The following is a 19,822-nucleotide window of genomic DNA, read 5'->3' on the forward strand; positions in this document are numbered from 1 at the left end:
GCGGTAGTGGGGCGGGTGCGACAGCGGTCCCGGCCTCCTGACCGCTCAGGCGTCCTCCTCGACCGGGTCCGCCGCGGCCACCAGGTCTTCCTCGGTGCTGCCGATGAGGAGGAACAGGCCGGCGTACGGCGGAAGCCGCACGGCGAAGCTCTGGAGGTCGTCCACCCTGCCGATCTCGATGCCGGTCTCTGCGTCGGTGACGGTGCGACGGGTGGTGAGGGCTGACGAGCGGACGGTGCCCTCGATCGTCTCGCCGGTGAAGTTCAGCACTGTCACCTGCAGGGCGGCGTCCTCGTCGGCGGGGTCGCCCCCGTCGAGCCGGTGCACCATGACCAGCATCCCGGGGTGCGCGACGTCGGGGATGTCGATCTGGGTGCCGACATCGATCCCGAGCGCCGTGCGGATCGCCAGGATCCTGGCCACCTGGTTCGCGAACGAGTCAGCGGATGCGAGCTGCTCAGGCAGCGTGCCGTACAGCGATCGCCCGCGCGGCATCCCGGAGCTCGAAACCGTGGCTCCGGGATTCACGTTCATGAGGTCGTGGGCCCCGCGGTGCACCCACCGGGTGTCGCCCTCCGCGATCAGGTCGTGCACCTGGTCAGCGGGCAGCGGCAGCATCCCGAGCAGGTCCCATGCCGACAGTGCGAACACACCCGGCTGCCAGGCGTTGAACATGACCAGGAGCAGGTGCGCCTGGCGAATGTCGTCGACGTGCGATTCGGTGATCGAGTCCAGCGTGCCCAGGCCCTGCGAGGCCGCGATCACGGAGGCGGTGGTGCAGGCGATCCCGTTCGTGGTGAAGACGAGGTTGTAGTCTGCGGCGTCCCCGGTGAGTTTCTCGACCAGGTCGCCCCTGATTGTCTCTGCCAGTGCAGCCCCCATCACCTCTTCGCCGCGGAACGGGTACAGGTCGGCGCGGTGCAGCGTCGCCCAGTGCACCAGCTCATAGGTGAGTTCGTCATGGTTCTGCAGCGCGTGGACCAGGCTGACCGGTTCCACCCCGGTGGCCAGCGACGTCCGCAGCGTCAGGCGGAGGAACTCCGTGTCGCCCATGGCCAGGGCATGCTGGTACGCCGGCCGGTTGATGAAGTCGTACGACAGGTCGGCGCCCACACGGCCGGTGTCTCGGATGTCTTCCATGGTGAGGTTCAGCTCCTGGAAGGAGAACCCGCCGACCTTCCGCACCATCCCGGCGATGAGGTGGTTGGCGGCTTCGGACAGCGGATGCCCCTCCGACCAGGCCGGCAGGCCCTCCGCGCTCTTCTCGACGCCGAGGAAGCCGTTGGCGTCGAGGCGCAGCGCGCTTGAACCCAGGTCACCGAGTGAGTGCAGGGCATCGCCGATCACCAGGCGCATCCCGGCGAATGTCGGGTCGAGCCAGTTGATCGAGGGCTGGCCCTGCTTGAAGTAGTGCAGGTAGACCCAGCGCCGGGTCCGCCCGTCCGCGCCGAGCACCGGCCCGGTCGCACTCCAGTTGGTCTCCTTGGTCCCCGGCGAATAGAAGATCACGCGTTGCAGCTGGCCGATGATGTAGCCCTGGTCCGCCAGCAGGGCTTCGGTGGCGGCGTCCAGGTTGACCGAGTCCCGGCCTTCGGGGACGGTCGGGAGCGAGGACCAGTCCTCCTCCGGGATCTCGACCATGTGGTAGATGCCCGGGTAGTCCTTGTAGCCCATTTCGGCCAGGCGGTAGTCTGCGCCTTTGCCGGTGTGGCCGGGGACGATGTCGTCGATCACGCTTCCGCCGTGCCGGTCGGCGACATCGGACAGCTGCCGGAACTCGTCCTCGGCCCCGAAGGCCGGGTCGATCTCGGTGCTGATCCGGTCGAAGTGCCCGTCGACGCTGGCGGTCCGGTTCCACCCGGTGATGCCGCCGGCTTGTTTGACCGGGCCGGTGTGCACCGCGGTGATGCCGATCTTCTCGAACGCGTCCCAGAGCGCCTCATCGCCCAGCGCCCCGAGGTAGGACTGGTCGGCCCGCGTGATCAGGGAGATCGGGTAGGCCGTGAACCAGACCGAGGAGATGCCGATTGCGCGGCGCGGATCGGGCCGGGCGTACGGGGTGCGCCACATGCTCGGCTGCCCGGACAGGCCCCGGCCGAGGATCTCGGCATCCCTCAGCATCGACTGCCGAGTCAGCCACTCCACATAGGAGGGGTTCGACGCGTCAGCGGAGCGGGGGTCGGAGAAGGAACGACGGATGCTGCTGGCGCGGAGGTTCGCCCGCGGGCGGAGACGCCCGGGCCTCGCCGGGTAGCGCTCCTCGTCGTATGTGATCTCGATGGGCTCGATCTCCTCTTCGTCGCTCATCGCGATGCATTCTCCTCTGGTCGTTCGTGCTCGGCTCGGGTGCGCCCGGTCTCGGGGCCCTCGGTGTGGGAGCGTTCGGCGAAGTGCGCGAGCGCTGTGATGGGGATCGGGAGCCACTCCGGGCGGTTCCGCGCCTCGTAGACCGCCTCGTACAGCACCTTGTCCAGCTCGAACGCGTCCAGGAGGGCATGGTGCCGACGCAGGTCGACGCCGGACCGCTCGACGTAGCCGTCCAGGAAGGCGCGGCGGCAGGCCGCGGCCCATGTGGCCGGGGCAGTGTCGTCTGCGGGCGCATCCCGGCCGGCCGGGGAGACGGCTGCCGCGTTCATGGCGCCGGACGCCGCGGCGTATTCGAAGCTTCGCAGCATCCCGGCAACGTCCCGCAGCGCGTAGTCGAGGCGTCCGCGCTCGATCATGGGGCGCATGGGTTCTCCCTCGAAGTCGAGCGCGATCCACCGCCCGGCCGGGGTCGCCAGCACCTGTCCGAGGTGGAAATCGCCGTGGATGCGCTGGACGCGCGGCCAGTCGTGGTTCCGGGTCTCCCGGTAGACCGCTTCGACCCACTGGCGGTACTCCGCCACCGACGGCACTTCATCCGCCGCCAGGTCCAGGCGGCGCTGCCAGCTTTCGATCGCGCTGTCGATGTCCCCGTCTGCCGGTTCGCGGGTGGGCAGAACGGATGCGAGGACGGCGTGCATCTCAGCCGTCAACACACCGAGTGCGCGGGCGGGGCCTGTGAAATCGGTTCCCGCGGCGGCCGCCCTGAGGGCGATCCGCCAGCCGTCCTCGGCGCCGAAGATGAACTCCTGGGCGAACGCGAGGTGGCCGGTGGCGCGCCCGGTGGCCTCCCCGACGTCGTCCCACTCCCCCACGACGGCGCCGACCGGTTGCGGCACCACGGGTGAGCCGGCCGCGGCCAACGCACCTTGCAGCACCACATCGGGATTCTCGCCGTGGTGCAGGGTGCGGAACACCTTGCAAATCACCCGTTCGGCTGGCCCAGGCCCCGCCAGTTCATAGATGATCGAGGTGTTCGACTGCTCGCCGGTGAGCACCGCAGACGAAGCGACCTCCCGCGGCGAGCCGGTTCCGAACGCGACCCCTGCGGCGCCGGCGCCGTCCGGGGTGGCAGACGTGCCGAGCATGATCATGCGCAGCAGTGCTCGCGCGTATGCGGGGTCGTGCGGCGCGTCATACACGTAGACCGGTCGCCCGGGCTCCGGGTGGTAGATGCCGACCAACGCGCCTTCGGCGCCCGCGAGCGGCTCGGTGCGCTCAGTGACCGGCACCTGGTACAGCACCGGCGTGCGCCCGCTCTCGTCCATCAAGAGATGGGTGTGGATGCCCACCCCGCCGCCCGGGAGGTCCCAGCCGCCGATCCGACGAAGCAGCGGCAGGGCGGTCTTGCCTGCGAACCAGCGCTGCACTGGCAGCCATTCCGCGATCAGGCTGAACGGTGTCGTGTCAGGGCGCATGTTCGAAGACTATTACCGGTTTGCCTCGCGCGTGGCCCGCATCCGGTTATTGCGTGGATCGTGCGTGAGTTCGGCCAGGCCGAGCTCCTCCAAGAGCGGCGGGAGGTACATGCCGAACCGGCCGCGGTAGCCCTTCCGCAGGCCGTACCAGCCGCCCCGGGGGTTCTCCGCGGACCGGCCCCAGGCCTCGACCGTGCCGTCGGCGGCGGGTTTCTGTTCGTCTGCGGCGCCGAGGGGCACCCAGTCACCCTGCTCGAGCAGCCAGGCGTGGAGTTCGTCGATGGCGCGCAGGTCGTAGCTGAGGCGGGTGGATCCCACCTGGCAGACCAGGGCGGGAGGGTCGGCCTGGTCGTCACGGTACATGGTGTACTGCGACGAACCGGGTGGGGTGCTGAGCACCCAGGGATCGTCGGGAGTGCCACTGGGCATCGTTCGTCTCCTCACGCTCGCGAGCCCATGCTATCCCTGCCCCGCGAGAACGCACTTGTTGGGTCTAACACGCTCGCATAACCCCAACAAGTGCGTACTCGGCGAAGCGGCGGCTACTGCTTGCGCACGTACGCGGGGGCGACCTCGTTGTGGGCGTCCCCGACGCGATGAACGCGGATGTCGTTGGTCGAGCCGACGATTCCGGGAGGGGAACCGGAGATCACGACGACCCGGTCGCCGATCTCGGCGAGGCCCTCGCCGAGCAGGATGTCATCGACCTGGCCGAACATGGCGTCGGTGTGGGTGACCCGGTCGACCAGGTAGGTCTGGATGCCCCAGGTCAGGGCCAGGCGCCGGCGGATGCCGGGCTCCGGTGTGAAGGCGATCATGGGGATTTTCGCGCGCAGGCGCGCCATCCGCCGCGCGGAGTCGCCGGACTCGGTGAAGATGCAGAGGAACTTGGCATCGACGAAGTCGGCCACCTCACTGGCGGCGAGGGTGATCGCGCCGCCCTGGGTGCGCGGTTTCGTGGTCAGCGGCAGGATGCGCTCCAGGCCGTGTTCCTCGGTGGAGAGCACGATACGGGCCATGGTCTGCACGGTGACGACCGGGTACTCGCCGACGCTGGTCTCACCGCTCAGCATCACGGCATCCGCTCCGTCGAGCACCGCGTTGGCGACGTCGGAGGTCTCCGCGCGGGTCGGCACCGGGCTGTGGATCATCGATTCGAGCATCTGGGTGGCGACGATGACCGGCTTGGCCATCCGGCGGGCGATCTCAACGGCGCGCTTCTGCACGATCGGCACCGCCTCCAGCGGCAGCTCGACGCCGAGGTCGCCACGGGCGACCATGATCGCGTCGAACGCGTCGATGATCTCTTCGAGGTGATCGACGGCCTGCGGCTTCTCGATCTTGGCGATCACCGGGACGCGGCGGCCTTCCTCGTCCATGATCTGGTGAACACGCTTGATGTCGACCGCGTCGCGGACGAAGGACAGCGCGATCAGGTCGGCGCCGAGCCGGAGGCCCCAGCGGAGGTCGTCCTCGTCCTTCTCGGACAGCGCGGGCACATTGACCGCGACACCGGGAAGGTTGATGCCCTTGTTGTTGGAAACCGGACCGGCGACGATCACCTTGGTGGTGACGACCGTGCCATCCGTCTCAACCACCTCGACCTTGACCTTGCCGTCGTCGATCAGCAGGAAGTCGCCGGGATTCACGTCCTGCGGGAGTCCCTTGAAGGTGGTGCCGGAGAGCTCCCTGGTGCCCACGACGTCTTCGGTGGTGATCTTGAAGATGTCCCCGACGGCGAGCTCGTACGGTCCGCCCTCGAACTTGCCGAGGCGGATCTTCGGGCCCTGCAGGTCGACCATCACGGCGATCGCCCGGCCGGAGTCGTTCGCCGCCTTCCGCACATTGGCGTAGATGCCCTCGTGCACGTCATAGCTGCCGTGGCTGAGGTTCATCCGGCAGACATCAACGCCGGCGTCGATGATGCCCCGGATCTGCTCATAGCTCGATACAGCCGGCCCGAGGGTGGCAACAATTTTCGCGCGTCTCATACTGGTGAATCTCCGGTTTCCGCGCTTGTGGCGCATTTCGTGCTGTTGTTACTAAGTCTGGCTGAAGAGTGGGTGGGTGTCAGATCGCGAAGGCCCGGTCGGTCGGCTTCACGGGTGCCGGCAGCTCTGTCTCGCCTTCGAGGTAGCGGTCGACCGCGGCGGCGGCGGCTCGTCCTTCTGCGATCGCCCAGACGATGAGCGACTGGCCCCGGCCGGCGTCCCCGGCAACGAAGACACCCTCCTGGCTGGTCTGGTAGTCGACGCCACGTTCGACATTACCCCGCTGGTCGAACGGCACCTCGAGCTGGCGGGAAAGTTCCTGCGACTCCGGGCCGGTGAATCCGAGCGCCAGGAGCACAAGGTCCGCGGGGATCTCCCGCTCGGTGCCCGCCTTGGGCACCCGGCGGCCGTCGAGGTATTCGGTCTCGGCCACCCGGATCGCGCGCACTTCGCCGGCGTCGTTGGCCAGGAACTCGATCGTCGAGGCCAGGAACTGGCGGTTGCCGCCCTCCTCGTGTGCGCTCGACACTTCGAACAGCGTCGGCGCCATCGGCCACGGCTGGTGGTCGGGGCGCGAGGTGCCCGGCTGCTTGCCGATGGCGAGGTTGGTGACGGATGCGGCGAGCTGGCGGTGGGCGGTTCCGATGCAGTCGGCGCCGGTGTCGCCGCCGCCGAGGACCACGACATGCTTGCCGGCGGCGGTGATCTGGTCGTCGACGCTGTCTCCGGCGCCGACCTTGTTCTGCTGCACCAGGTACTCCATGGCGAAGTGCACGCCGGGAAGGTCGCGGCCGGGGATCGGCAGGTCGCGGGGCACCATCGCGCCGGTGGCCACCACGACGGCGTCGTAGCGGGCACGCAGGTCGTCCCAGGTGATGTCCACGCCGATGTTGACGCCGGCGCGGAACCGGGTTCCCTCGGCCGTCATCTGCGCCAGGCGCATCTCGAGGTGCTTCTTCTCCATCTTGAAGTCGGGGATGCCGTAACGCAGCAGCCCGCCGATGCGGTCATCGCGTTCGAAGACGGCGACGGTGTGCCCGGCCCGGGTGAGCTGCTGGGCGGCGGCGAGCCCGGCGGGCCCTGACCCGACCACGGCAACCGTCTTGCCGGTGAGCCGGCCCGGCGGCTGCGGCTGCACCCATCCGTTGGCGACGGCGTTGTCGATGATCGAGACCTCGACCTGCTTGATGGTGACGGCGGGCTGGTTGATGCCCAGAACGCAGGCCGACTCGCAGGGAGCCGGGCAGAGCCGGCCGGTGAACTCGGGGAAGTTGTTGGTCGCGTGGAGGCGCTCGATGGCCTGGCGGCCTTCGTCCCGCCAGGTCAGGTCGTTCCACTCCGGGATCAGGTTGCCCAGCGGGCAGCCCTGGTGGCAGAAGGGGACGCCGCAGTCCATGCAGCGGCCGGCCTGGCGCTTGAGCACGGCGGAATCGCCGGCCTCGTAGACCTCTTTCCAGTCCATCAGGCGCACGGACACCGGTCGCCGGGCCGGGAGCTCGCGCTCGGTCGTCTTCAGGAATCCCTTCGGATCAGCCATTGGTTACCTCCAGGATGCGGGTCCAGACGACGTCGCCGTCAGGGTCGAGGCCCTGGTCGACGGCTGTCTGCCTGGTCGCCAGGACCGCCGCGTAGTCACGCGGAAGAACCTTGACGAACTGTGTCAGTGTGGTGTCGAGGTCGGCGAGCAGGCGCGCTGCCAATGCCGACTCGGTCTGCGCGACATGCTGTTCGAGCAGGTCGCGGACGATCTCGCGGTCGGCGCTGCCGAGCGGATGCAACTCGAGTTCACCGGTGTCCAGAGCCTCCCGGTTCACGGCTTCGGCGCGCAACTTGTAGACGTATGCGGTGCCGCCCGACATGCCGGCGCCGAGGTTCCGGCCGGTGCCGCCGAGGATCACGGCCAGTCCGCCGGTCATGTATTCGAGGGCATGGTCGCCAACCCCCTCGACCACGGCTGTCGCGCCGGAGTTGCGGACCAGGAAGCGTTCGCCCACGATTCCGCGGATGAACATGCTGCCCTGGGTGGCCCCATAGCCGATCACGTTGCCGGCGATCACATTGCGCTCGGCCTGGAACACGCTGTTCCGGTCGGGCCTGACGATGATCGAACCGCCGGAGAGCCCCTTGCCGACGTAGTCGTTGGAGTCGCCCTCCAGGCGCAGGGTGATCCCGCTCGGTAGGAAGGCGCCGAGCGACTGGCCGGCGCTGCCGGTGAGGGTGATGTCGATCGACCCGGCCGGCAACCCGTTCACGCCGTGCCGGAGGGTGACCTGGTGGCCGAGCATGGTGCCCACCGCCCGCTCGGTGTTGCGGATCGGCAGGGAGATCTCGACGTGGCCGCCGTGTTCGAGCACGTTGGCGCTCTGGAGGATGAGCTCGTTGTCGAAGTGCTCGGCGAGTTCGTGCTCCTGCGGGCGACCGTACTGGCGCGGCTCAGCGTCGGAGAAGTCCGGGCCGACCAGGATCGGGGCCAGGTCGAGGCCGGACGCCTTCCAGTGGCCGAGCGCCCGGTTCACGTCGAGCATCTCGTGGTGGCCGACGGCCTCCTCGAGGCTGCGGAAGCCCAGCTCGGCCAGGTACTCGCGCACTTCCTGGGCGATGAACTCGAAGAAGTTGACGACGTAGTCCGCCTTGCCGGTGAAGCGCTTGCGCAGTTCGGGGTTCTGGGTGGCGACGCCGACCGGGCAGGTGTCGAGGTGGCACACCCGCATCATGATGCAGCCCTCGACGATCAGCGGGGCGGTCGCGAAACCGAACTCCTCGGCGCCGAGCAGCGCGCCGACGATGACGTCGCGGCCGGTCTTCAGTTGCCCGTCGACCTGCACCACCACCCGGTCGCGCATGCCGTTGAGCATCAGGGTCTGCTGGGTCTCGGCGAGGCCGAGCTCCCAGGGTGTTCCGGCGTGCTTGAGCGAGTTCAGCGGGCTGGCGCCGGTTCCGCCGTCGTGGCCGGAGACCAGGATCACGTCGGACAGCGCCTTCGCAACCCCCGCCGCCACGGCACCGATCCCGGACTGGCTGACCAGCTTGGTGTGGATGCGCGCCCGGGGGTTGGCGCGCTTCAGGTCGAAGATCAGCTGCTTGAGGTCCTCGATGGAGTAGATGTCGTGGTGCGGCGGCGGGGAGATGAGCCCGACGCCGGCGGTGGCGTGCCGGGTCCTGGCCACCCACGGGTAAACCTTGGTCGGTGGCAGCTGGCCGCCCTCTCCGGGCTTGGCACCCTGGGCGAGCTTGATCTGGATGTCGTCGGCGTGGGTGAGGTACATGCTGGTGACGCCGAACCGGCCGGAGGCGACCTGCTTGACCGCGCTGCGGCGTTCGGGGTCGAGTAACCGCTCCAGGTCCTCCCCGCCTTCTCCGGTGTTGGACTTGCCGCCCAGCCGGTTCATCGCGATGGCGAGGGTCTCATGGGCTTCCTGAGAAATGGAGCCGTAGCTCATCGCACCGGTGGAGAACCGCTTGACGATCGATGCGACGGATTCCACCTCGTCCAGCGGGACGCTCGGGCGGGACTGCGTGTTCAACTGGAACAGCCCGCGCAGCGTCATCAGGCTCTCGGCCTGGTCGTCGACGAGCTTGGTGTATTCGCGGAACACGTCGTAGCGGCGGGCGCGGGTGGAGTGCTGCAGCCGGAACACCGTCTCCGGGTTGAACAGGTGCGGGGAACCGTCCCTGCGCCACTGGTACTCGCCGCCCGTGGACAGCCGCTCGTGGGCTTTCACCGCGGCGTCCTCCGGGTAGGCGTGGAGGTGCCTGGACAGGTTCTCCGACGCGACCACGTCGAGGCCGACGCCGCCGAGCTTGCTGGTGGTGCCGGTGAAGTACTTGTCGACGAACGCCTGGCTGAGGCCGACAGCTTCGAAGGCCTGGGCGCCGGCGTACGAGGACACGGTGGAGATCCCCATCTTCGACATGATCTTCAGCACCCCCTTGCCGAGTGCCTTGATCACGTTGCGCACGGCCTGCTCTGGCGTGACCGTGTCGATGTGGCCGCTGCGGACCAGGTCCTCGCAGGTCTCCATCGCGAGGTACGGGTTGACAGCGGATGCCCCGTAGCCGATCAGCAGGGCGACGTGGTGTACCTCGCGCACGTCTCCGGCTTCGACGACGATGCCGACCTTCATCCGGTTCTCGGTGCGGATGAGGTGGTGGTGGACGGCGGCGATCATCAGGAGCGAGGGGATCGGTGCGAGGTCCTTGTTGGAGTCGCGGTCAGACAGCACGATGAAGTGCGCTCCGGCCTCGATGGCGGCGTCGACCTCGGTGCAGAGGACATCGATCCGGTCGGCCAGCGCGTTGGGCCCCTCGTCGAACCGGTACAGGCCGCGCACGGTGTGCGTGGTGCCGCTCCCCGGCGCGGCGTCGATGTGCTGGATCTTGGCCAGCTCATCGTTGTCGATCACCGGGAAGTCGAGCACGACCTGCCTGGCGTGCTCAGGGCCGGCGACCAGCAGGTTGCGCTCCGGGCCGAGGCCGAGCTTGAGTGAGGTGACCACCGCTTCCCTGATCGAGTCCAGAGGGGGGTTGGTCACCTGGGCGAACTGCTGGGTGAAGTAGTCGAACAACAGCCGGGGTCGTTCGCTGAGCACGGCGATCGGGGTGTCGCTGCCCATCGCGCCGAGCGGCTCGGCACCGGTGCGCGCCATCGGGGCGAGCAGGACGCGGACTTCCTCCTCGGTGTACCCGAAGGTGCGCTGGCGGCGCACGACCGATGCCGGCGGGTGAACGATGTGCTCCCGTTCCGGGAGGTCCTTCAGGTTGATCCGCCCGGCGTCCAGCCAGTCTCCCCAGGGCTCGCTCGCGGCGAGTTCGGCCTTGATCTCGGTGTCTTCGATCAACCGGCCGGCGACGGTGTCGACGAGGAACATCTTGCCGGGGCGCAACCGGCCCTTCCGCACGATCCGGCCGGGGTCGATGTCGAGCACGCCGATCTCGCTGGCCAGCACGACCAGGCCGTCGTCGGTGATCAGGTAGCGGCCGGGCCGCAGCCCGTTGCGGTCGAGGGTGGCGCCGACGAGGGAGCCGTCGGTGAACACGATCGCGGCGGGGCCGTCCCACGGCTCCATCAGCATCGAGTGGTATTCGTAGAAGGCGCGCCGCGCCGGCTCGAGGTCCGGCTGGTTCTCCCACGCCTCAGGCACCATCATCATCACGGCGTGCGGCAGGCTGCGCCCGGACAGGGTGAGCAGCTCGACGACCTCGTCGAACGAGGCCGAGTCGCTCGCGCCGGGGGTGACGATCGGCAGCAGCGGGTCCAGGTCGCCGAGCAGCTCGGATTCCAGCTGTGACTGGCGGGCCCGCATCCAGTTGCGGTTGCCCTGGACGGTGTTGATCTCCCCGTTGTGGGCGATCATCCGGAACGGCTGGGCGAGCGGCCAGGACGGGAAGGTGTTGGTGGAGTAACGCGAGTGCACCAGGGCCAGCGTCGAGGCGAACCGCTCGTCGGAGAGGTCGGGGTAGAACGGCTCAAGCTGGAGCGTGGTGACCATGCCCTTGTAGACCAGCGTGCGGCAGGACAGTGAGGCGAAGTACACCTCGAGTTCGCGTTCGGCGCGCTTCCGCAGCCGGAACGCCTGCCGGTCGAGTGCGATGCCGCTGACCGGCTCGCCGCCGGCGTCGGTGTGGGTGCTCTGCACGAAGAGCTGCTGGATGGCGGGCATCGCGGCCCTGGCCAGGTTGCCGACCTGGTCGGGGCGCACCGGCACCTCACGCCAGCCCAGCACGGCCAGGCCTTCGGATTCGACGATGCCGGCCATGGCGCGCTTGATGGCGCTGCGGGCGGTCGGGTCGGTGGGCAGGAACACGTTGCCGACGGCATACCGGCCGGCTTCGGGAAGGGCGAAGTCGGCGACGGCGCGGAGGAACGCGTCGGGGACCTGGGTGATGATGCCGGCGCCGTCGCCGGTGCCCGCGTCGGAGCCGACGGCGCCGCGGTGCTCGAGGTTCCGGAGGGCGTCGAGCGCCGCAGTGATGATGTCGTGACCGGGGGTTCCGCGGAGCGTGGCCACCATCGCGAGCCCGCAGGCGTCACGCTCGTCTGCCGGGTCGTAGAGGCCTTGCCTGGCGGGCGCACTTCCGAACCGCGCGAACGGTGACCCGAGCGCAACGCTTGCGGTTGGTTGGATTTCTGCCATCTGCTGTCCTCACATGATGATCGGCACACAGGGACGACATTGGCCCGCTGAAGGGGGAAGCACGGCCCCGAAACCAAGGGAAACGGGGCCGGGTGCAGCTCTGGGGTTACCGGGGCCTAGACGTGCGAGTCGCGTGGGCTTGTGGCGACGGACCCGCCCGATTCGCTCGTTCCTACGGCTTCATCGCCCTGGTCGGGAATATCCGAATCGGTGTCGTCAGATTCTACCTCAGGGTCCGGTGCAATCCATTCCCGGCCGGGAACATACGGGCTGAGTTCGACGCCGGTGTGGCGGGACCGCTGCACCACGATGATCGCGAGACCGATCAGGATGGCTGCGAACGAGGCCCAGACGTTGGTGCGGATGCCGAAGAACATCTCGCTCGGATCGACCCGGATCGATTCGAAGAAGCTGCGCCCGATGCCGTACCAGACCAGGTAGACGCCGAACGCCTTGCCCCAGCGCAGGCTCAGTTTCCGCTCCAGGAACAGGATCACGGCGACCCCGATCAGGTTCCAGATGATCTCGTACAGGAACGTGGGGTGGAACAGGGTTCCCGCCGGAAGGCCGACCGGGAACGCCGGGTTGTCCGACTCGATCTGCAGGCCCCACGGCAGCGTGGTGGGCAGCCCGAACAGCTCGTGGTTGAACCAGTTGCCGAGGCGGCCCATCGCCTGGGCGAGCAGCATGCCGGGGGCCAGCGCATCCGCGAAGGACCAGAAGCGGATGCCGGTGATCCTGCACCCGATGTAGGCGCCGATCCCGCCGCCGATCAAGGACCCGAAGATGGCGTTTCCGCCTTCCCAGATGTAAAGCGTGCGCCACAGGTCCGCGCCGTCGTAGAAGTAGTCGCCGGGGTGGGTGAAGACGTGGTACGCGCGGGCGCCGATGATTCCGAGCGGCACGGCCCAGAGGATGATGTCCAGCACGACGCCCGGTTCGGCGCCCCGCTTGGTCAGCCGGCGGCTGGTCATGACGGTGGCGGCGATGATGCCGGCCAGGATGCACAGCGCGTAGGCGTGGATGCGGAACGGGCCGAGGTCGAAGTAGCTCCAGTCGGGGCTGGGGATGCTCAGCAGAACGGTGGTCGGAAGCGCGGACACGTGTAATACCTTTCGTCGTGACGCGTTGCCACCCGGGCGAGGCGCGGGAGACGGCTTGTCGGAGCCTCAGTCAATTTACCCTAAACCGTGCGCGCGACATCCCGCGCACCGCTGGAGAGCTCGGCGGCGAGGCGGCCGACGGCGTCGACTCCACCCTCTGCGAGTGCCTTGACCAGCGCGGATCCCACGATGGCGCCGTCGGCGTAGCCGAGGATCTCCCGCACCTGCACGGCGGTGGAGATGCCGAGACCCACGCAGGCACTGGTGGAACCGGCGGCGCGGAGCCGTTCGATCAGCACCCTGGCCGCGCTGTCGACGTCACTCCGGGCGCCGGTGATGCCCATCGTCGACACGGCGTAGACGAAGCCCCGGCTGGCGTCGACGGCCTGCCGCAGGCGGGCGTCGGACGAAGAGGGGGCGGCGAGGAACACGCGGTCAAGGCCCGTGCGGGCGCTGGCGCCCAGCCAGTCGCCGGCCTCGTCGGGGATGAGGTCCGGGGTGATCAGCCCGGCCCCGCCGGCGGCCAGCAGGTCGTCGGCGAACCGGTCGACGCCGTACTGCACGACCGGGTTCCAGTAGGTCATCAGCAGCACCGGCGCGGACGTCTGGGCTGTGATCGCGCGCACCGCCTCGAATCCATGCCGCAACCGGAATCCGTCGGCCAGGGCTTGCTGGGTGGCCCGCTGGATCACCGGCCCGTCCATGACCGGGTCGGAGTACGGCAGGCCCAGTTCGATGATGTCCACGCCGTTGGCGGTGAGCGCCACCGCGGCGTCGATGCTGCCGCTGAGGCTGGGGAAGCCGACCGGGAGGTACCCGATCAGGGCGCCGCTGGCCGCGTCGCGTCGGGCCGCGATGGTTCGTTCGACGGCGCCGGCCGGGGAGGTGCTGAGGGATGCTTCCGTGTTCATAGCTGCTGGGCGCCTTCGTCGAGCAGGTCGAAGTAGCGGCCCGCGGTCTCCATGTCCTTGTCACCGCGGCCGCTGAGGTTCACCAGGATGGTGGCGTCAGGGCCGAGCTCCTTCCCGAGCTCGAGCGTGCCGGCCAACGCGTGCGCGGACTCGATCGCGGGGATGATGCCCTCGGTGCGGCTCAGCAGCCGGAATGCCTCCATCGCCGCGGCGTCCGTCACCGGTCGGTAGCTGGCCCGGCCGATGCTCGACAACCAGGAGTGCTCCGGTCCGACGCCGGGGTAATCGAGGCCGGCCGAGATCGAGTGGGACTCGATGGTCTGGCCGTCCTCGTCCTGCAGCAGGTAGCTGCGGGCGCCGTGCAGGACGCCGGGGCGGCCTTTGGTGATGGTGGCGGCGTGCCGTTGGGTCTCCGCGCCTTCGCCGGCGGCTTCGAACCCGTAGAGCGCAACGTCGGGGTCGTCGAGGAAGGCGTGGAAGATTCCGATCGCGTTCGAACCGCCGCCGACGCACGCGGTCACGGCGTCAGGCAGTCGTCCGGTGAGTTCGAGTACCTGGGCGCGGGCCTCTTCACCGATGATCTTCTGGAAGTCGCGCACCATCGCGGGGAACGGATGCGGCCCGGCGACGGTCCCGAAGATGTAGTTGGTGTTCTCGACGTTGGTGACCCAGTCCCGCATCGCGTCGTTGATGGCGTCTTTGAGGGTGCGGGAGCCGGTCTTGACCGAGACGACTTCCGCGCCGAGGAGCCGCATGCGTGCCACGTTCAGGGCCTGCCGCTCGGTGTCGACCTCGCCCATGTAGACCACGCAGTCCAGTCCGAACAGGGCTGCGGCAGTGGCCGTTGCCACGCCGTGCTGGCCGGCGCCGGTCTCGGCGATGACGCGGGTCTTGCCGATGCGCCGGGTGAGCAGCACCTGGCCGAGCACGTTGTTGATCTTGTGCGAGCCGGTGTGGTTGAGGTCCTCACGCTTGAGGATGACCCGGGCACCGCCGGCGTGCGCGGCGAAACGGGGAACCTCGGTGATGATCGACGGCCGGCCGGTGTAGCTGCGGTGCAGTTCCATCAGTTCGGCGGCGAACGCCGGGTCCTGCTTCGCGATGGCGTATTCGGCGGTGAGTTCGTCGAGGGCCGCGATCAACGACTCGGGGACGAAGCGTCCGCCGAAGTCGCCGAAGTATGGGCCCGATTCGGTGCGTAAGGACATTTATACCGCCAGGAATTCGGAGAGGGTGCGAAGAGGGTCGCTGGTGACCAGCGCTTCGCCGACGAGGACGACGTCGGCGCCGGCGGATCGGTAGTGGGCGACATCCGCTGCGGTCTTCACGGCGGATTCGGCCACCCGGATCACACCGGACGGGATCCGGTCGGCGAGCGAGCCGAACAGGTCCTGGTCCAGCTCGAACGTCGACAGGTTGCGGGCGTTCACGCCGATCAGCCCGGCGCCGATGTCGATGGCGCGGCTGACCTCGTCGCCGCTGTGGGTCTCGACCAGCGCGGTCATGCCCAGCGCCCTGATCAGGTCGTGGAGGGTGACGAGGGTGTCCTGGTCGAGGGCCGTGACGATCAGGAGCACGAGGTCGGCGCCGGCGGCCCTGGCTTCGAACACCTGGTAGGGGTCGCCGATGAAATCTTTGCGCAGCACCGGGATCTCCACGGCGGCCCGCACCTGCTCGAGGTCGGCCAGGGATCCGCCGAACTTGCGGCCTTCGGTGAGCACGCTGATCGCGCTGGCACCGCCGGATTGGTACGAGACCGCGAGGGCCGCGGGGTCGGCGATTTCAGCGAGGGGGCCACGTGACGGGCTGGAGCGCTTGACCTCGGCGATGATCTTCACCTGGCCTGCGGGCGCGAGGAGGCCGAGCGCGTCGAGCGCGGGAGCCTGGGCGGCGGCCGCAGCTTCGACGCTCGCGAGGGGACGGGTCAACTGGCGGGCCCTGGCGTCGGCCAGGGCGCCGGAAAGGAGTTCTGACAGCACTCGGTCAGTGGCCCGTGCTGCTGGTGGTGCTGACGCCGTATCCGACCCGGCTCATGATCCAGCCGACGATGAGGCCGACGACGAGCAGGGCGGCGGAGGCCCACACCAACCAGGGCAGCTCGAGGAAGAAGGCGATTGTGCCGATGACGAAGGCCACCAGCATGATCGTGACAGCGGTCCATGACGCCGGTGAATGACCGTGACCGGGGTCGGCTGACTCGATGCTCATTGTTCTCCTTAGTGCGTTCAGGTACCGCCCAAGTCTAGCGGCTGGGCACTCAGCGGTTCGTCAGAGGTCGGTGACGGATGCCGAACCGCCGCCGCGACGCCGCCCTGCTCGCTCCGGGGCGTGCACTGAGGCGCGTATATGGCGCCTTCCACGCACCAACGAAGGTGCGTTATACGTAACTCGCGGCGGTGCTGCCCGGCTGTGCAGCGGCATCCGTTTGACGGTGTTCAGGCGGTGGGGTCCTCGCCGCGGCTGAGGTCGTCCCAGTCGCCGACGGAGTCCCGGCTGCCCGCGGCGGATTCGCCGCCGGGACTGGCACCCGCGGGAGTGGCCGCACCGGCGCTTGCGGGGGCGGCGTTTCCGCGGGCTGCGCCGGCGGAACCGGCAGGTGCCTCGCCGGGGGCGGCATCGGTGGCAGCGGGAACCAGTCGCACCGCCTGGTAGCGCGCGGTCGGGCCCGGCCAGCGGTGCTGGGTCGCCAGCACCCCGATGCCCGCGACGACCATGATCACGGCGGCGGCGAGGGCCAGGTACGGCCAGCCCGTCAGGGCGGCACTGGCGACACCGCCCTGGATGGACTCGTGGCCGGCGATTCCGGTCGCGGCGGTGACCGCGGCGGCGCTGGCACCGGCCGGGTCGACGACCGCGCTGATCGCTGCGAGGAAGACGGAGCCGCCGAGCAGCACCTCGAGCGCACCGAGGACGATCCTGATCACCGGCCCGGCGATGGTCAGCGCGCCGGCGAGGGCGAGTCCGGCCAGCGCCAGCGCGGTCACGGCGGGGGCGGCCGTGGAGCCGGTCACGGCGAGGTGGGTGGTGGCTGAGCCCTGGATGATGACGTTCGCGTCGACCCAGGTCTGCGTCCAGGCCAGCAGCGCGAGTGCGCTGGCGCCGATCACCGTCACGACGAGCAGGAGTTTGACCCGGCGGCCGCGACGGTCGGGGGCGACGGCGCTCATCAGCGCACCCGGCGCATGGCGTTGGCGACGGCCACAGCACGCAGCGGCGCCGCCGCCTTGTTCTGCGACTCCTGGTATTCGGACGCCGGGTCGGAGTCGGCGACGAGGCCGCCGCCGGCCTGCACCCGGGCGATGCCGTCCTTGATGGTGGCGGTGCGGATGGCGATGGCGAGGTCTGCGTCGCCGGCGAAGCCGAAGTACCCCACCACTCCCCCGTACACTCCGCGCTGCGCGGGCTCGAGGGCGTCGATGATCTCCAGTGCCCGCGGTTTGGGCGCACCGGAGAGGGTCCCGGCCGGGAAAGTCGCCCGGAACACGTCGATCGCGCTCTTGCCGGGCAGCAGGTCGCCCTCCACGGAGGAGACCAGGTGCATGATGTGGCTGAACCGTTCGATCCGCATGAATTCGGTGACCTCCACCGAGCCGGCGCTGCAGACCTTGAGCAGGTCGTTCCGGGCCAGGTCCACCAGCATCAGGTGCTCGGCGCGCTCCTTGGGGTCACCGGCGAGTTCGTCGGCATAGTCGGCGTCTGCCTCCGGGGTCGCCCCGCGGGGCTTCGAGCCGGCAATCGGGTGGGTGAACACCCGGTCGTTCTGCACCTTGACCAGCGCCTCAGGTGAGGAGCCGACGATCCAGTACGGGTCGCCGCCGGTCGACTCGAGGCTGAGCAGGTACATGTACGGGCTCGGGTTGAGGCTGCGAAGCACCCGGTACACGTCGATCGGATGCGCCGTGCATTCCTGGTCGAACCGTTGGGAGATGACGACCTGGAACACGTCGCCGTCGACGATGTGCCGTTTGGCGGTATCGACGGCGGCCAGGAAGTCGCTGCGTTCGGTGCGGTACACCGGGTTCGGGGCGATGCTGAGGTCGACCTCGGCCAGCCAGGCTTCCGACGGCTCGGCCAGCCGGGCCTGGAGGGAGTCGAGACGTTCCTGGGCGGCCGCCCAGAGCGTCTCCGCGGACTCCTCCTGGTCGTTCAGCACGTTGGCGATGAGCTGCACGGTGCCGAACTTGTGGTCGAGCGCGACCAGGTCGGCCACGAAGCTGAAGGCCTGGCCCGGCACGTCGTAGTCGGCGGGCGGCTGGTCGGGAAGGCGTTCGATCTGGCGGATCGCCTCCCACCCGATGAAGCCGACGAGCCCGCCGGTCAGCGGCGGATGCTCGGGCAGCCGGGGCGTCTGCCACCGTTCGTGCAGGTGGGCCACCGCGGCGAGCGGGGCGAGTCCCGCGGCCTCACCCAGGGCCCGGTCGGCGGAGAGCCCGTAGTCGACCCAGCGCGTCTCGTCGCCGTGCTGGGTGAGCACGCCGAACGACGACACCCCCACGAAAGAGAACCGGGACCAGATGCCGCCCTGCTCGGCCGATTCCAGCAGGAACGTCCCGGGCTTGCCGGCGGCGAGCTTGCGGAAGATGCCCACCGGGGTCTCCCCGTCGGCGAACAGCTCGCGGATCACCGGGATCACCCGGTGTCCGTTGACGAGCGCCTCGAACTGCGCTGCGGTGGTCGAACCGGCGGTGCTCGATCCGGCGGTGCTCGATCCTGTGGCGCTCGATCCGGTGGCGCTCATTGCCCGGCCTCATCCTGCGCGGGGCGGCTGCCGGCCACGACGGCGACGTCGCGACCGTCGAAGCAGGTGTGCGTGCCGGTGTGGCAGGCGGCGCCGACCTGGTCGACGCCGACCAGGAGGGTGTCGGCGTCGCAATCGAGGGCTGCGCTCTTGACGTATTGCACGTGGCCGGAGGTGTCGCCCTTCCGCCAGTACTCCTGGCGGCTGCGCGACCAGAACGTGACCCGTCCGGTTGTCAACGTGCGACGGAGGGCCTCGGCATCCATCCAGCCGAGCATGAGCACCTCGCGGGTGTCCCACTGCTGGATGACGGCGGGCAGCAAGCCGTCGGCGTTGAACGCGGCGCGGTCGATCACGGCCTCCGTCGACTCGGGCGTGGTCGGGCTTTCTGAGGTCATCGTCTCACCAGCATCCCGGCATCCGTCAGCTCGCGCTTCACGTCGCCTATCGAGAGTTCCCCGCTGTGGAAGACGGATGCCGCCAGCACGGCATCCGCGCCGGCCGCGACCGCGGGCGGGAAGTGTTCCACGCGGCCGGCTCCGCCGGAGGCGATCACCGGCACGGTGCTGATCTGGCGCATCAACCGGATCAGCTCGGTGTCGAAACCCTGCTTGGTGCCGTCGGCGTCGATGGAGTTGACCAGCAGCTCCCCCGCGCCGAGCTCGATGGCCGTTGCCGCCCAGGCGAGGGCGTCAAGCTCGGTTTCGGTGCGGCCGCCGTGCGTGGTCACCACGAAGCCGGAGTCGGTGTTGCCGGAGCGTTTCACGTCGAGGGAGAGCACCAGCACCTGCGCGCCGAACCGGTCGGCGATCTCGGAGATCAGGGCCGGCCGCGCGATGGCGGCACTGTTGACGCCGACCTTGTCGGCGCCGGCGCCCTGCAACCGGGCCACGTCCTCGGTGCTGCGGATGCCCCCGCCCACCGTGAGCGGGATGAACACCTGTTCAGCGGTGGCGCGCACGACGTCGTAGGTGGTCGCCCGGTCGTCGACCGTCGCCGTGACGTCGAGGAAGGTGAGCTCGTCCGCGCCCTGCTCGTAATAGCGCCGGGCCAGTTCGACCGGGTCGCCGGCGTCGCGGAGGTTCTGGAAGTTGACGCCCTTGACGACGCGGCCGGCGGCGACATCGAGGCACGGGATCACCCGGACGGACAAGGTCATGGGC

General features: G+C 69.2%; 15 protein-coding genes. All 15 read right to left on the reverse strand.

The window, feature by feature from the left end; translation table 11 throughout:
- Nucleotides 1–45 precede the first annotated feature (45 nt).
- Complete coding sequence (gene treS / locus AB4Y94_RS09350) at nucleotides 46–2,307, reverse strand: maltose alpha-D-glucosyltransferase (RefSeq protein ID WP_441727491.1); 2,262 nt, start codon at nucleotides 2,305–2,307, stop codon at nucleotides 46–48.
- Nucleotides 2,304–3,782: a maltokinase N-terminal cap-like domain-containing protein gene (locus AB4Y94_RS09355; protein WP_441727493.1), complete on the reverse strand. Its 1,479-nt coding sequence runs from the start codon at nucleotides 3,780–3,782 to the stop codon at nucleotides 2,304–2,306. The genes treS and AB4Y94_RS09355 overlap by 4 nt, the downstream gene beginning before the upstream one ends.
- 12 nt (nucleotides 3,783–3,794) lie before the next feature.
- Complete coding sequence (locus tag AB4Y94_RS09360; protein WP_441727495.1) at nucleotides 3,795–4,211, reverse strand: DUF6855 family protein; 417 nt, start codon at nucleotides 4,209–4,211, stop codon at nucleotides 3,795–3,797.
- Between the two features lie 113 nt (nucleotides 4,212–4,324).
- Nucleotides 4,325–5,773, reverse strand: a complete 1,449-nt coding sequence (gene pyk, locus AB4Y94_RS09365) for a pyruvate kinase (protein ID WP_441727496.1) — start codon at nucleotides 5,771–5,773, stop codon at nucleotides 4,325–4,327.
- A 79-nt stretch (nucleotides 5,774–5,852) separates the two neighbouring features.
- The gene (locus tag AB4Y94_RS09370) at nucleotides 5,853–7,310 is read right to left on the reverse strand and encodes a glutamate synthase subunit beta (protein ID WP_441727498.1); all 1,458 of its coding nucleotides are present in this window, start codon (nucleotides 7,308–7,310) and stop codon (nucleotides 5,853–5,855) included.
- A complete protein-coding gene (gltB, locus tag AB4Y94_RS09375) occupies nucleotides 7,303–11,907 on the reverse strand; it encodes a glutamate synthase large subunit (protein WP_441727499.1) in 4,605 nt (1,534 codons plus the stop codon). The genes AB4Y94_RS09370 and gltB overlap by 8 nt, the downstream gene beginning before the upstream one ends.
- 116 nt (nucleotides 11,908–12,023) lie before the next feature.
- Nucleotides 12,024–13,010 carry a prolipoprotein diacylglyceryl transferase gene (gene lgt, locus AB4Y94_RS09380; RefSeq protein WP_441727500.1) on the reverse strand — a complete coding sequence of 329 codons (987 nt, stop codon included), beginning with the start codon at nucleotides 13,008–13,010 and terminating at the stop codon, nucleotides 12,024–12,026.
- An 80-nt stretch (nucleotides 13,011–13,090) separates the two neighbouring features.
- Complete coding sequence (gene trpA, locus AB4Y94_RS09385) at nucleotides 13,091–13,921, reverse strand: tryptophan synthase subunit alpha (protein WP_441727501.1); 831 nt, start codon at nucleotides 13,919–13,921, stop codon at nucleotides 13,091–13,093.
- Entirely contained in the window at nucleotides 13,918–15,129 is a 1,212-nt protein-coding gene (gene trpB, locus AB4Y94_RS09390) for a tryptophan synthase subunit beta (RefSeq protein WP_441727502.1), read from the reverse strand. The genes trpA and trpB overlap by 4 nt, the downstream gene beginning before the upstream one ends.
- Nucleotides 15,130–15,900, reverse strand: a complete 771-nt coding sequence (trpC, locus tag AB4Y94_RS09395; protein ID WP_441727503.1) for an indole-3-glycerol phosphate synthase TrpC — start codon at nucleotides 15,898–15,900, stop codon at nucleotides 15,130–15,132. It abuts the gene before it with no gap.
- Between the two features lie 4 nt (nucleotides 15,901–15,904).
- The gene (locus AB4Y94_RS09400; RefSeq protein WP_441727504.1) at nucleotides 15,905–16,129 is read right to left on the reverse strand and encodes a DUF6704 family protein; all 225 of its coding nucleotides are present in this window, start codon (nucleotides 16,127–16,129) and stop codon (nucleotides 15,905–15,907) included.
- A 227-nt stretch (nucleotides 16,130–16,356) separates the two neighbouring features.
- Entirely contained in the window at nucleotides 16,357–17,088 is a 732-nt protein-coding gene (locus tag AB4Y94_RS09405; RefSeq protein ID WP_441727506.1) for a Trp biosynthesis-associated membrane protein, read from the reverse strand.
- On the reverse strand, nucleotides 17,088–18,659 hold the full coding sequence (locus AB4Y94_RS09410) for an anthranilate synthase component I (RefSeq protein WP_441727507.1): 1,572 nt from the start codon (nucleotides 18,657–18,659) through the stop codon (nucleotides 17,088–17,090). The genes AB4Y94_RS09405 and AB4Y94_RS09410 overlap by 1 nt, the downstream gene beginning before the upstream one ends.
- The gene (gene hisI, locus AB4Y94_RS09415) at nucleotides 18,656–19,057 is read right to left on the reverse strand and encodes a phosphoribosyl-AMP cyclohydrolase (RefSeq protein ID WP_441727509.1); all 402 of its coding nucleotides are present in this window, start codon (nucleotides 19,055–19,057) and stop codon (nucleotides 18,656–18,658) included. Before hisI ends, AB4Y94_RS09410 begins: the two co-directional genes overlap by 4 nt.
- Nucleotides 19,054–19,818, reverse strand: coding sequence for an imidazole glycerol phosphate synthase subunit HisF (hisF, locus tag AB4Y94_RS09420; protein ID WP_441727510.1), 765 nt, complete (start codon nucleotides 19,816–19,818; stop codon nucleotides 19,054–19,056). The genes hisI and hisF overlap by 4 nt, the downstream gene beginning before the upstream one ends.
- Between the last annotated feature and the right edge of the window lie 4 nt (nucleotides 19,819–19,822).

The organism is Glaciibacter sp. 2TAF33 (assembly GCF_052114945.1).
Taxonomy (GTDB): Bacteria; Actinomycetota; Actinomycetes; order Actinomycetales; family Microbacteriaceae; genus Cryobacterium.